We start from the raw sequence: 12,533 nt of genomic DNA on the forward strand, positions 1-12,533 counted from the left end.
CCGCATGTGGCGCAGAGGTTATGAGGAGGCATCAGGTGGTCGACGCACACAGGACGTTCGTCATCGTCGGCGCGGGTCTCGCCGGGGCGAAAGCGGCCGAGACCCTGAGGTCCGAGGGGTTCACGGGCAGGGTGATCCTGATCGGGGACGAGCGTGAGCATCCCTACGAACGCCCTCCCCTGTCCAAGGGGTACCTGACGGGCAAGGAGGAGCGCGAGAGCGTCTTCGTCCACGAGCCGTCCTGGTACGCGGGTGCCGACATCGAGCTGCACCTGGGCCAGCCCGCCGTCCAGCTGGACCGGTCCGCGAAGAAGGTCGTCCTCGGTGACGGCACGGCCCTGCACTACGACAAGCTGCTGCTGGCCACCGGCGCCGAGCCGCGCCGCCTCGACGTCCCCGGCACCGGTCTGGTGGGGGTGCACCACCTGCGGCGCCTCGCACACGCGGAGCGGCTCAAGCAGGTCCTGGCCGGGCTGGGCCGGGACAACGGCCACCTGCTGATCGCGGGCGCCGGCTGGATCGGTCTGGAGGTCGCCGCGGCGGCCCGCGGGTACGGCGCCGAGGTGACCGTGGTCGAGCCGCTGGCCACACCGCTGCACGCGGTGCTGGGGCCGGAGATCGGCCGGCTCTTCGGCGACCTGCACGCCGAGCACGGGGTCCGCTTCCACTTCGGCGCGCGGCTGACCGAGATCGTCGGGCAGGACGGGATGGTGCTGGCCGCCCGGACCGACGACGGCGAGGAGCACCCGGCGCACGCGGTGCTCGCCGCGATCGGTGCCGCGCCCCGCACGGCGCTCGCGGAGAGCTCGGGGCTGGCCCTGGTGGACCGGGAGCACGGCGGCGGGATCGCCGTCGACGCGTCGCTGCGCACGTCCGATCCGGACGTGTTCGCCGTCGGGGACGTGGCGGCCGCCCACCACCCGGTGCTCGGGACCCGGCTGCGCGTCGAGCACTGGGCGAACGCGCTCAACGGCGGCCCGGCGGCCGCCCGGGCGATGCTGGGGCAGGAGGTCGCGTACGACAGGGTGCCCTACTTCTTCTCGGACCAGTACGACGTGGGCCTGGAGTACTCCGGGTACGCGCCGGTGGGCGGCTACGACCAGGTGCTGATCCGCGGCGACGTGGGCAAGCGGGAGTTCATCGCGTTCTGGCTGTCGCAGGGCCGGGTGCTCGCCGGGATGAACGTCAACGTGTGGGACGTCACCGGGCACATCCAGGCCCTGATCCGCTCCCACGCGCCGGTGGACCGGGAGAAACTGGCGGACCCGTCGGTTCCGCTCTCTTCCCTGGTGGCGGCGGAGGGGGCCTGACGGGTTTGTCGGCGCCCGGCCGTAGACTTCACGCGTGGCAGGACGGATCAACGACGACGACGTGAAGGCGGTACGGGACGCGGTCCCGATCGACGCCGTGGTCTCCGACTACCTCCAGCTGCGCAACGCCGGCGGCGGAAACCTCAAGGGCCTGTGCCCCTTCCATGACGAGAAGTCCCCGTCCTTCCAGGTCAGTCCGAGCAAGGGGCTGTACCACTGCTTCGGCTGCCAGGCGGGCGGGGACACCCTCGACTTCATCATGAAGATCGACCACCTCTCCTTCTCGGAGGCGGTCGAGCGCCTCGCCGGCCAGGCGGGCATCACCCTGCGCTACGAGGAGGGCGGCTACACCGCCGGTACCAGCGGCCGCGGCGAGCGGATCCGGCTGGTCGAGGCGCACAAGGCCGCCGCGCAGTTCTACGCCGACCAGCTGGGCGGCGCCGAGGCGGAGATCGGCCGCAAGTTCCTGGCGGAGCGCGGCTTCGACCAGGCCGCGGCCGCGCACTTCGGCGTGGGCTACAGCCCGGCCGGCTGGGACCACCTGACCCGCTTCCTGCGCGGCAAGGGGTTCAGCGACAAGGAGCTGATCACCTCCGGCCTGGCCCAGGACAGCCGCAGCGGGAAGCCGATCGACCGGTTCCGCGGGCGGCTGATGTGGCCGATCCGCGACATCAGCGGCGAGGTCGTCGGCTTCGGCGCGCGCAAGCTGCGCGACGACGACAACGGCCCCAAGTACCTGAACACCCCCGAGACCGCGATCTACAAGAAGTCCCAGGTGCTCTACGGCATCGACCTGGCCAAGAAGGAGATCGCGAAGACCTCGCGGGCCGTCGTGGTGGAGGGCTACACCGATGTGATGGCCTGCCATCTGGCGGGGGTCACCACCGCGATCGCGACCTGTGGCACGGCCTTCGGCGGGGACCACATCAAGATCCTGCGCCGGCTGCTGATGGACAACGCCACGGCCGAGGTGATCTTCACCTTCGACGGGGACGCGGCGGGCCAGAAAGCCGCGCTGCGCGCCTTCGAGGACGACCAGAAGTTCGCCGCAGAGACCTCGATCGCGATCACCCCGGGCGGGATGGACCCCTGTGACCTGCGGCTCGCGCAGGGCGACGCCGCCGTCTCGGGACTGGTGGAGTCACGGACCCCGCTGTTCGAGTTCGCCCTGCGGCACATCGTGGCCCGGCACAACCTGGAGAACCCGGCGGGCCGGGCGGCCGCGCTGGACGAGGCGGCCCCCGTCGTCGCCCACATCAAGAACATCGCGATCCAGCACGAGTCGGCGGTACAGCTGGCCGGAATGCTGGGCATCCGCGACGAACAGTTCGTGGTCAAGCGGGTCGCGCAGCTCGCCCGCTGGGCGCGCGAGCGGGGGGGCCAGCCGCAGCACGGCGGCCGCGGCCGGTCGTACGAGGCCGCCCCCGCGCCCGCCCCCGTGGCGGCGGGCGGCCCGGCGCTGAACCTGCGCAGCCCCGCCCACCGCACCGAACGCGAGCTGCTCAAGCTGGCGCTGCAGAGACCGGCCCTGGTCTCCCCCGCCTTCGACGCGTACGGGATCGACGAGTTCACCGCGCCGCCCTACGCGGCGGTCCGCCAGGCCATCCAGGATGCGGGCGGCGCCTCGCTGGGCACCGAGGACTACCTGACGCGGGTCCGTGAGGCCGCGCCCAACGACACCGTGCGCGCGCTGGTCACGGAACTCGCGGTCGAAGCCATCCACGCGAAGACGGTGGACGAGGTCTACGCGGGGGTCCAGCTGGTGCAGGTGCGGCTGCGCGCCGTGGACCGCCGGGTGCAGGAGATCCAGGGCACGCTCTCGCGGCTGGGGCCGCAGGCCCCGCCGGAGCAGCTGGCGGCGGTCCAGGAGGAGCTGTGGGTCCTCCAGCAGTACGGGCAGCGGCTGCGCAACCGCGGGGCCGAGGGGCTGTAGCCGCCGGTCGTCACCCGGACCGGCCGGGGACGAGCCAGTCGCCGCCCGGGATCTCGGTCCCGGAGCGGGCGAGGGCGCGGGCCAGCGGTGCGGCGGCCAGGTACACCCAGGCCAGGACCCGGATGCCGTCGGGGCGCAGGGCCTCGCGGGCGACCCGGTCGTAAACGTTCCCCGGGAGGCCCGGGCCCCGGTACTCCTCCAGCAGGTCGAGCGCGACCAGCAGCTCCGCGTAGGCCTCGGGCTCGGGGGTGACCAGCTCGCCGCGAATCGCGGCTCCGGGGCGCGCGACGGCGTACGGGTACCCGGGGCCCTCGTACAGCGCGGCGTCCGGCAGCAGGGCCGGTTCCTCCGCCGCCGTACGGCCCCTCAGGAACATGTCGTGGTTGACCTCGCCGGGCCGCAGGGTCCCGTACACGAAGAACGGCAGTGCGGGCGCGGCGGTTCCCGGCCGGTCGAGCGGTGTCACGAGGCCCTCCCAGGACGTGGCCGCGCGGCGGGTCGCTCCGTCCGCGCGGGCCTCCACCGTACGCACCGCTCGGGGCCGGCGTAAGCCCGTGCCGTACCTCCTGCGCCCGGCCGGTGCGGGCCCCGGGCGGGCACGCGACGGGACGGGACAAGACGGCGACGGACGGCACGGACCGGCGACGGACGGCACGGACCGGCACCGGGCGATGGCCGGTGTCACCCGGACGGGCAGGGTCCCCCGGACGGCCCAAGCGGGCCCGTCTGAGCTGCGCGGACACCCGCCCGCACGGCGTACCTGACACCGCATCAGGAGGCGGCGCGCGGCCGGGGCGGGTTATCTCGGAACACGACCCCGCGTTCCCAGGAGCCCCCATGCGCCGCCGCACCGCACACGTGCTGACCGCCACCGCGCTGACCGCCGTCGCCTTCGCCGGCCCGGTCGCGGGCGCGGTCGCCGCCGCGGAACTCGGCATGCCGGGCTTCGCCCCGGGCGACTTCGCCCCGCTGGAGGTCTGGCCGAAGTCCGCCTCCCCGGGTGTGACCGTCACGGTGAACACCAGCGCCTGCGGCCCCTCCGGCCACGCCGAGGGCGATGCGACCACCGTCGGCGGGGGACGCTTCAAGCTGATGCCGGGCACCCGCAAGGAAGTGGTCACGGGGCAGTTCCAGGTCGCCCGCGACCTCCGGCCCGGCACCTACGACATCGGCGCGACCTGCGCGAACGGCAAGTTCGCCACCGGCGACCTGGTCGTCACCGATCGTGGCCCGCAAGGCCACGTACGGACCGGGGTCGGTGGTGGCACGACCACCACCACCGACCCCGCCAAGATCACGGCGGGAGCGGCCGTGCTGGCCGCGGTCGCCGTCGGCGGTACCTGGCTCCTGCGTCGCCGGGCGAGCGGCACGCGGAGCTGACGGACCCCGCGGCCGTGGCCGCGGTCCGAGCGGTACCGTCCCCCCGTCGCCCGCCCCGCGAGGTCCCCCCCGTTCGCGGGGCCGGGCGACGGCCAGTCATACGCACGGGAAGCGAGCACGAGGGGGCAGGCATGGTGGGCACCTCCGGCATCGCCGGCCGCGGCGGGCTCCTGGCCCTCGCCGCCTGCGTGGGCATCTGGCTCGTGAGCAGCGGCTCGGGGGAGAGCGTCGGGCCGCCGCTGCCGTCCCCCGCCGAGGCGCTGAGCGCGCTCAGCGGCCAGGCCTCGTACGCCGGGAGCATCGCCCCGCTGCCCGGCTCCCCGCCCACCCGGATCCGGATCCCGTCGATCCGCGTGGACGCCCCGCTCACCGGGCTGGGGCTACAGGCCGACGGCAGCCTCGAAGTCCCGCCGCCCGCCCGGCGCGACCTCGCGGGCTGGTACCGCGACGGCACCACTCCCGGCGCCACCGGCACCGCCCTGATCGCGGGCCACGTCGACCACGCCACCGGCCCGGCCGTCTTCTACCACCTGGGCGCGCTGCGCCGCGGGGCCACGATCGAGGTGGCGCGCGCGGACGGACGCACGGCCGTGTTCACCGTCCACGCCGTCGAGGTGTACGACGCCAGGGCCTTCCCCGACTCCCGGGTGTACGGGCCCTCGCCGCGCGCCGAGCTGCGCGTGATCACCTGCGGGGGCGCCTTCTCACCCCGCACCGGCTACGAGGGGAACGTCGTCGTCTTCGCCCACCTGACGGGGACGTACTAGGACAGGACAGGGCGGCCCTGGCGGCCGGTACGCCTCAGCCCCACTGCTCGATGCCGAGCTTGACCACCAGCGCGCCGACCACCGTCAGCAGCACCGTCCGGACGAACGCGCTGCCCTTGGTGAGCGCCATCCGGGCCCCGATCATGCCGCCGGCCAGGTTGAAAGCCGCCATCAGGGCCGCCAGTTGCCACAGCACCATCCCCTGGTACGCGAACATCGCGAGCGCCCCGGCGTTCGTGCAGCAGTTGACGATCTTGGCGGTGGCGGAGGCGGTCACCAGGTCGAGGTGGAGCAGCGCGGTGAGGGCGAGGACCAGGAAGGTGCCGGTGCCGGGCCCGATGAGTCCGTCGTAGAAGCCGATGCCCAGTCCCGCCAGGCCGATGGCGAGCAGCACGCGGCGTCGGCTGACGGGCGCGGTGGACGCGGCCGCGCCGAAACCGGGCTTGAAGATCACCACCGCGGCGACGACCACCAGTACCGCCATGATCAGCGGGCGCATGGCGTCCTTGCTGATCCCCCCGGCCAGCGCGGCGCCGCCCATCGAACCGGCGAGCGCGGCCAGGCCGATGCGGACGGCGAGCTTCACGTCCACCGGTGCCTTGCGGACGTACGTCACGGCCGCCCCGGTGGTGCCGACGATGGCCACCGCCTTGTTGGTGCCGAGGACGGCGGCGGGGGGCGTGTGCGGAAGACCGAGCAGCAGGGCGGGCAGGAGCAGCAGTCCGCCGCCCCCGACCACCGCGTCGATCCAGCCGGCCGCCGCGGCGGCCACGCAGAGCACGATGATCATCGTGGTTGATATGTCAGGCACGGCTCCGACCCTATGGAGCGGTTGGCTGCAATGACCACGGATCCCGGGAAACTTGCGCAAAGGTTGAGGTTCGAGAGCCTCACGGGCCGCCCGGCTCCGTGCTGAGGTGCGCGTTCCGTCCGGGTAACAGCGGCGATGCGGCGGGGAAACAGCGGCCCCGCACGCTCGTTCCATGACTTCGGATCGGCGTGTGGTGGTGATCGGCGGCGGCCTGGCCGGCCTGCGGTGCGCGGCGCGGCTGACCGCCGGCGGTGCCGCGGCGGTCACGGTGCTCGGCGAGGAGCCGCACGTCCCGTACAACCGCGTGCTGCTGGCCGAGATCCTGGCCGGCCGGTACGCCCCCGAGGTGATCGGGCTCCCGGACCCGGGCCCGGCGCTGCGCCGGGGCGTGCGCGCGGTCCGCGTCGACCGCGCCGACCGGACGGTGCACTGCGACGACGGGGCGGTGCTCGGGTACGACACCCTCGTCCTGGCCACCGGCTCGAACCCGGTCCTTCCGCCGCTGCGCGGCCTGTTCGAGCCGGACGGCCGGGAACTGCCCGAGGGCGTGCACGCGTTCCGCACCATGGACGACTGCCTGGCCCTTTCCGCGGCCGTACGCCCCGGCCTGCGCGCCGTGGTGATCGGCGGCGGTCTCCTCGGGGTCTCGGCGGCCCGCGCACTCGCCGCCCGGGGCGCCCAGGTGGTGCTCGCACAGCAGGCCGAGCGACTGATGGAACGCCAGCTGGACGCGGCTGCCTCGGCCCTGCTGGGCGCCCACCTCACGGCTCTCGGCATCGAGATCCACACCGAGTGCCGGGTGCGCGGCCTGACCAAGGCCGCGGCCCCCCGCCCCGGGGCCGGAACCCGGGTCACCGGCGTGGAACTCGCCGACGGCTACCGGCTCGACGCCGAGCTCGTGGTGCTCGCCTGCGGGGTGCGCCCGCGCACCGGACTGGCGCGGGCCGCCGGGCTGGAGGTGCGGGGCGGCATCGTCGTGGACGACGGCCTGCGCACCAGCGACCCCCGCATCCACGCCATCGGCGACTGCGCCGAGCACGACGGCCGGGTGTACGGGCTGGCCGGGGCCGCACTGGAGCAGGCCGACGCCCTGGCGGCCGCCCTGACCGGGACCGGCGGCCCCGCCGGCACCTACACCGGCACCCGCGCGCTGACCCGGCTCACCCTCACCCCCGGCGACGGCGCCGGCGGCCTCCCCGGCGGCAGCGCGCCCCTGGACCTCGCCGCCTTCGGGGAGCCGACCCCGCTGCCCGGTGACGACGTCATCCGCCTCGCCGACGCCACCCGCCGGACCTACCGACAGGTCGTCGTCCGCGGCGACCGCCTGGTCGGCGGGGTCCTCCTCGGCGAACTGTCCACCGTGGGCGCCCTGGCCCGCTCATGGGAGGACGGGGCCGCCCTGACCGACTTCTCGCACCTGCTCACCGACGACGGAGGCTCCTGATCATGGCCGCAGTCCCGCCCACCCCCGGACCCGCCCCCGCGGCCGGCCCCGCCCTCGTGCTCGTCGGCCACGGCATGGTCGGCCAGCGCTACCTGGAGGCCCTCGCCGAGCGCGGGATCACCTCCACGCACCGCGTCACCGTCCTGTGCGAGGAGCCCCGGCCCGCCTACGACCGGGTCCACCTGACCTCCTACTTCTCCGGCAGCACCCCCGAGGACCTGTCGCTGACCCCGGACGGGTTCATGGCCCGGCACGGGATCGACCTGCACCTGGGCGACCCCGCGGAGACCATCGACCGCGGCGCCCGCACCGTCACCTCCCGCTCCGGGCGGGTGTTCCCGTACGACGTCCTCGTGCTGGCGACCGGCAGCTACCCCTTCGTGCCGCCCGTGCCCGGCAAGGAGGCCCCCGGCTGCTTCGTGTACCGCACCATCGAGGACCTCCTCGCGATCGAGGCGTACGGGAAGGGCCGCAGCAGCGGGGCCGTCGTGGGCGGCGGACTCCTCGGGCTGGAGGCCGCGGGCGCCCTGCAAGGGCTGGGGCTGGCCACCCGGGTCGTGGAGTTCGCCCCCCGGCTGATGCCCGTCCAGGTCGACGACGGGGGCGGCGCCGCGCTGCTGCGGACCATCGAGGCCATGGGCCTGAGCGTCCACACCGGCGTCGGCACCCAGGAGGTCCTCACCGGCGAGGACGGCTCGGTGAGCGGGATGCGCCTTTCCGACGGCTCGACCGTCCCCGCCGACCTGGTCGTCTTCTCCGCCGGTGTCCGCCCCCGCGACCAGCTCGCCCGCGACGCCGGCCTCACCGTCGGCGAACGGGGCGGGATCGCCGTCGACGCCCGCTGCCGCACCTCCGACCCCCGCGTGTACGCCATCGGCGAATGCGCGATGGCCGTCGACGGCCGGGTCTACGGCCTGGTCGCCCCCGGCTACGAGATGGCCGAGACGGCCGCCGACGACCTGCTGGGCCGCGAGCGGGAGTTCACCGGAGCCGACCTGTCCACCAAGCTCAAGCTGCTCGGCGTGGACGTGGCGTCCTTCGGCGATGCCCACGGAGCCACCCCCGACTGCCTCGACGTCGTCTACTCCGACTCCCGTTCCGGCGTCTACAAGAAGCTGGTCGTCTCCCCCGACGGCGTACTGCTCGGCGGTGTCCTCGTCGGTGACGCCGATGCCTACGGGCTGCTGCGGCCGCTCACCGGCAGCGTTCCGCCGGTCCTGCCCGAGCAGCTGGTGCTGCCCGCGGGCATCGGGCCGGCCGCACAGCTCGGCCCGTCCGCGCTGCCCGACACGGCGGTGATCTGCTCCTGCCACAACGTCACCAAGAAGGAGATCACCGCCTTCACCTCCCTCCCCGAGGTCAAGAAGTGCACCAAGGCCGGCACCGGCTGCGGCGGCTGCCTCAAGGTGATCGGGCAGTTGCTGCCCGCCGCCGCCGACAAGGGGCTGTGCGGCTGCTTCCCGTACACCCGCGCCGAGCTGTACGAGATCGTCCACACCCGCCGCCTGACCTCGTACCGGGAGATCCTCGACGGCCACGGGCGCGACGAGGCCCGCGGCGGCGAGGGCTGCGAGGTCTGCAAGCCCGCGGTCGCCTCGATCATCGCCTCGCTCGCCGCGACGCTGGGCGCGAGCGGATACGTCCTGGACGGGGAGCAGGCCGCCCTCCAGGACACCAACGACCACTTCCTGGCGAACATGCAGCGCAACGGCTCGTACTCGGTCGTCCCCCGGATCCCGGGCGGCGAGATCACCCCCGACAAGCTCATCGTGATCGGCGAGGTGGCCCGCGACTTCGGCCTCTACACGAAGATCACCGGGGGGCAGCGGATCGACCTCTTCGGGGCCGCGGTCGACCAGCTCCCGCGCATCTGGGCACGGCTGGTGGACGCCGGGTTCGAGTCCGGGCACGCCTACGGGAAGGCGCTGCGCACGGTGAAGTCCTGCGTGGGCCAGACGTGGTGCCGCTACGGCGTGCAGGACAGCGTGCGCATGGCCATCGACCTGGAGCTGCGCTACCGGGGCCTGCGCGCCCCGCACAAGCTGAAGTCGGCGGTGTCCGGCTGCACCCGCGAATGCGCGGAGGCGCAGAGCAAGGACTTCGGCGTCATCGCCACGGCGAACGGCTGGAACCTGTACGTCGGCGGCAACGGCGGGGCCAGCCCGCGCCACGCCGACCTGCTCGCCCAGGACCTGTCGGACGCCGAACTGGTCCGTCTCATCGACCGGTTCCTCATGTTCTACATCCGCACCGCCGACCGGCTGGAGCGGACCTCGACCTGGCTGGAGCGGCTGGAGGGCGGGCTGGACCACCTGCGGGACGTGATCGTGCACGACTCGCTCGGCCTGTGCGCGGAGCTGGAGTCGCTGATGGCCGACCACGTCGCCCACTACCGCGACGAGTGGGCCGAAACCCTCCAGGACCCCGAGCGGCTGCGCCGGTTCGTGTCCTTCGTCAACGCGCCCGGCGCCCCGGACCCCAGCGTGCGGTTCGTGCCGGAACGCGACCAGGTCAAGCCCGACCTGACCGTACTGACCCTTGAGCCCGTGGGAGGCAACCGGTGACCATCGAGCTGGAAGTGAACGGCGGCTGGCTGACGGTGTGCGAGCTTTCGGAACTGACCCCCGGGCGCGGGGTCGCGGCCCTGCTGCCCGACGGGAGCCAAGCCGCGGTGTTCGTGGACCGCGGGGGACGCCCGTACGCCATCGGCAACCGGGACCCCTTCACCGGCGCGCAGGTACTCGCCCGGGGACTGGTGGGCGCGGTGACGGGGCGCCCGTTCGTGGCCTCGCCGCTGCTCAAGCAGCGGTTCGACCTGGAATCGGGGCGCTGCCTGGACGACGAGGCGGTGGCGGTCCGGACCTACCCGGTGCGGACCGCCGTGCCCGCGCCCGTATAGGCCGCCGGGGGATCACTGTGCCTGGATCGCCGCCGGGTCCATCCACATGATCTCCCAGGTGTGGCCGTCGAGGTCCTCGAAGGCCCGCCCGTACATGAAGCCGTGGTCCTGCGCGGGGCGGGGCTCGGTGCCGCCCGCGCCGACGGCCGCGTCGACCAGCGCGTCCACCGCCTCGCGGCTCTCGGCGCTCAGGCACAGCAGGGCCTCGGTGGTGGTGGAGGTGTCCGCGATGGCCTTGTGGGTGAAGTCCTTGAAGCGGGCCTCGGTCAGCAGCATCGCGTAGATGGTGTCGCTGATGACCAGGGAGGCGCCGTTCTCGTCGCTGAACTGGGCGTTGAAGGAGTAACCGAGCCCGCCCCAGAAGGCCTTGCTCGCCTCCAGGTCCTTGACCGGCAGGTTGACGAAGATCATGGTGGCGGACATCTCGGTCCCTCTTCTCTCGCGTGGGTGCGTTCGAAGGGGTAGACCGGGCGGCCCCGGGAAACTCATCGGCGCGGGGAGGGTTTTTTTTCCGCGGGCCCGCCCCTGCGCCTCCGTCGCCTCTCTTACGGGGCACCCGGCCACCGCCGTCGCCTCTCCTACGGGGCACCCGGCACCGCCGTCGCCTCTCCTACGGGAAGCCCGGCCACCGCCGTCAGGACGCCACCGCGCCGCCCTTGAGCAGTGCCGCCCCCAGCGGGGTCACGGTGTGCAGCACGGCGTTGCCCCGGCGCAGCGTCGTGACCAGGCCCGCTTCCCGCATCACACAGGCGTGCTGGCTCGCGGAGGCCAGCGACACCCCCGCCCGGCGGGCCAGTTCGCTGGTGGTGGCTCCGTCGCCGATGGCCCGCAGCACCACCGAGCGGGTGTGCCCGACCAGCTTGCCCAAGGTCCGCTGGCGCTGCTCCTCCGCGGGCCGGGCGGCCTCCCCCTGGGCGGGGGCCGAGGCGAGCTGCGCCGCCGCCGGGTACACCAGGACCGGCGGCAGCTCCGGGTCGTGCAGGGTGACGGCCGTGCGGCGGCAGAAGAAGGACGGCTGGAGCAGCAGCCCGCGCCCCCGCAACCGGACGTCCCGGTCCACCGGGTAGTCGCACTCCAGGACCGGCGCCCGCCAGCGCAGCATCGGCGGCAGCGACGCGAGCAGCTCGTCCGCGCCGCCGTCCAGCAGTGCGCGGCCCCTGGCTGCCCGCTCGGCCTCGATCTGGGCCTGGATGTGGGTCCAGTAGGGCTCCACGGCCACCCGGTGGTACGCGCGCAGCTCGCCCAGCAGCCTCGGCATGTGCCCCGGCGCGTCGTCCATGAACTCCCGCAGCCGGCGCGGGACGAGGGTGTCGCCCGCGCCACCCGCGCCCGGCGGCATGCCGAAGGCCGCGCCGACGCGCGCTCCCGCGCCCATCAGCGACAGCTCTCGGCGTATTCGCTCGGGGCGTATGCCACGCAGCGCGTCGAGGCCGAGGTCCCACCCGTACTGCCCCTCCACGGGGGTCAGGAAATCGGGGAAATAGCCGCGCCCCGGTATCAGCGCACCGAGGAGTCTTGTTTCACTATTCAACCTGCTCCGGGTTTCCGTACGCCATTCACCGAACAACCGGGCGTCACGCCGGTCCCTTAAGCGGTGAAAGCTGAGAATCGTTTCCCACAACGCATCGGGACGTCCCGCCATCCGTACGCGTGCGAGGTCCACTCCCGTGAAATGGATACGAAGCACCGAACCCCCACCTGTGCAACCGCAATCCCCCCGCCCCATGAGTATGCACGCCGTCACACGTGGTCACCACGCCCTTTCAGCCACAGTTGAAACCCCTTTCGGCAGGAGCGTGACAACCGAAATCCTGTACTCCGCCGGGCACACTCCAGTGCGACCGAAACGCTCCGTGAAGGCCGTGGGGGGCTTTGCGGGGCCTGGCGGTCGGTCGCACAGGGAAGCGCCGACGTGCCCGGCGATAGGCGGCAGGCGGTGGACGGGTGGGGATCCGTCCACCGCCTGGTGCCGTAAAGGCGACTTGGTTG

General features: G+C 73.5%; 11 protein-coding genes. 7 read left to right on the forward strand and 4 right to left on the reverse strand.

What is annotated here, in order from left to right:
• Positions 1-35 precede the first annotated feature (35 nt).
• Together OHA81_RS10935 and dnaG are read left to right on the forward strand one after the other, a co-directional pair.
• The gene (locus tag OHA81_RS10935; protein WP_329195042.1) at positions 36-1,310 is read left to right on the forward strand and encodes an NAD(P)/FAD-dependent oxidoreductase; all 1,275 of its coding nucleotides are present in this window, start codon (positions 36-38) and stop codon (positions 1,308-1,310) included.
• A 34-nt stretch (positions 1,311-1,344) separates the two neighbouring features.
• On the forward strand, positions 1,345-3,243 hold the full coding sequence (dnaG, locus tag OHA81_RS10940) for a DNA primase (protein ID WP_329195044.1): 1,899 nt from the start codon (positions 1,345-1,347) through the stop codon (positions 3,241-3,243).
• Between the two features lie 10 nt (positions 3,244-3,253).
• Here the strand turns inward: dnaG and OHA81_RS10945 are convergent, their stop codons facing one another.
• Positions 3,254-3,709 (reverse strand): gamma-glutamylcyclotransferase family protein, encoded by a 456-nt coding sequence (locus OHA81_RS10945; protein ID WP_329195046.1) that lies wholly within the window; start codon positions 3,707-3,709, stop codon positions 3,254-3,256.
• A 371-nt stretch (positions 3,710-4,080) separates the two neighbouring features.
• Between OHA81_RS10945 and OHA81_RS10950 the strand changes: the two genes are divergently transcribed.
• Together OHA81_RS10950 and OHA81_RS10955 are read left to right on the forward strand one after the other, a co-directional pair.
• On the forward strand, positions 4,081-4,623 hold the full coding sequence (locus OHA81_RS10950) for a hypothetical protein (protein ID WP_329195048.1): 543 nt from the start codon (positions 4,081-4,083) through the stop codon (positions 4,621-4,623).
• Between the two features lie 131 nt (positions 4,624-4,754).
• Positions 4,755-5,390, forward strand: coding sequence for a class F sortase (locus tag OHA81_RS10955; RefSeq protein WP_329195049.1), 636 nt, complete (start codon positions 4,755-4,757; stop codon positions 5,388-5,390).
• 34 nt (positions 5,391-5,424) lie between these two features.
• On the opposite strand, the gene OHA81_RS10960 is transcribed toward OHA81_RS10955, so the two are convergent.
• The gene (locus tag OHA81_RS10960) at positions 5,425-6,201 is read right to left on the reverse strand and encodes a sulfite exporter TauE/SafE family protein (RefSeq protein ID WP_329195052.1); all 777 of its coding nucleotides are present in this window, start codon (positions 6,199-6,201) and stop codon (positions 5,425-5,427) included.
• A 172-nt stretch (positions 6,202-6,373) separates the two neighbouring features.
• Between OHA81_RS10960 and OHA81_RS10965 the strand changes: the two genes are divergently transcribed.
• From OHA81_RS10965 to nirD, 3 genes are read left to right on the forward strand one after another with little or no spacing between them, the layout of a single operon-like run.
• Positions 6,374-7,645 carry an NAD(P)/FAD-dependent oxidoreductase gene (locus OHA81_RS10965; RefSeq protein WP_329195054.1) on the forward strand — a complete coding sequence of 424 codons (1,272 nt, stop codon included), beginning with the start codon at positions 6,374-6,376 and terminating at the stop codon, positions 7,643-7,645.
• Positions 7,646-7,647: 2 nt separating this feature from the next.
• Complete coding sequence (gene nirB / locus OHA81_RS10970) at positions 7,648-10,209, forward strand: nitrite reductase large subunit NirB (protein ID WP_329195055.1); 2,562 nt, start codon at positions 7,648-7,650, stop codon at positions 10,207-10,209.
• Complete coding sequence (gene nirD / locus OHA81_RS10975) at positions 10,206-10,544, forward strand: nitrite reductase small subunit NirD (protein WP_329195057.1); 339 nt, start codon at positions 10,206-10,208, stop codon at positions 10,542-10,544. The genes nirB and nirD overlap by 4 nt, the downstream gene beginning before the upstream one ends.
• Before the next feature lie 12 nt (positions 10,545-10,556).
• Here nirD and OHA81_RS10980 read toward each other — a convergent pair whose 3' ends face one another.
• Together OHA81_RS10980 and OHA81_RS10985 are read right to left on the reverse strand one after the other, a co-directional pair.
• Positions 10,557-10,967, reverse strand: coding sequence for a VOC family protein (locus OHA81_RS10980; RefSeq protein WP_329195059.1), 411 nt, complete (start codon positions 10,965-10,967; stop codon positions 10,557-10,559).
• A gap of 211 nt (positions 10,968-11,178) precedes the next feature.
• Positions 11,179-12,231, reverse strand: coding sequence for an ArsR/SmtB family transcription factor (locus tag OHA81_RS10985; protein WP_329195061.1), 1,053 nt, complete (start codon positions 12,229-12,231; stop codon positions 11,179-11,181).
• Positions 12,232-12,533 lie beyond the last annotated feature (302 nt).

It is taken from the genome of Streptomyces sp. NBC_00667, assembly GCF_036226825.1.
Lineage (GTDB): Bacteria > Actinomycetota > Actinomycetes > Streptomycetales > Streptomycetaceae > Streptomyces.

Coding starts and splice junctions, on each gene's coding strand:
- OHA81_RS10950 (WP_329195048.1), top strand. CDS start 4,081: ATGCGCCGCCGCACCGCACACGTGCTGACCGCCACCGCGCTGACCGCC.
- OHA81_RS10955 (WP_329195049.1), top strand. CDS start 4,755: ATGGTGGGCACCTCCGGCATCGCCGGCCGCGGCGGGCTCCTGGCCCTC.
- OHA81_RS10965 (WP_329195054.1), top strand. CDS start 6,374: ATGACTTCGGATCGGCGTGTGGTGGTGATCGGCGGCGGCCTGGCCGGC.
- nirB (WP_329195055.1), top strand. CDS start 7,648: ATGGCCGCAGTCCCGCCCACCCCCGGACCCGCCCCCGCGGCCGGCCCC.
- OHA81_RS10980 (WP_329195059.1), bottom strand. CDS start 10,967: ATGTCCGCCACCATGATCTTCGTCAACCTGCCGGTCAAGGACCTGGAG.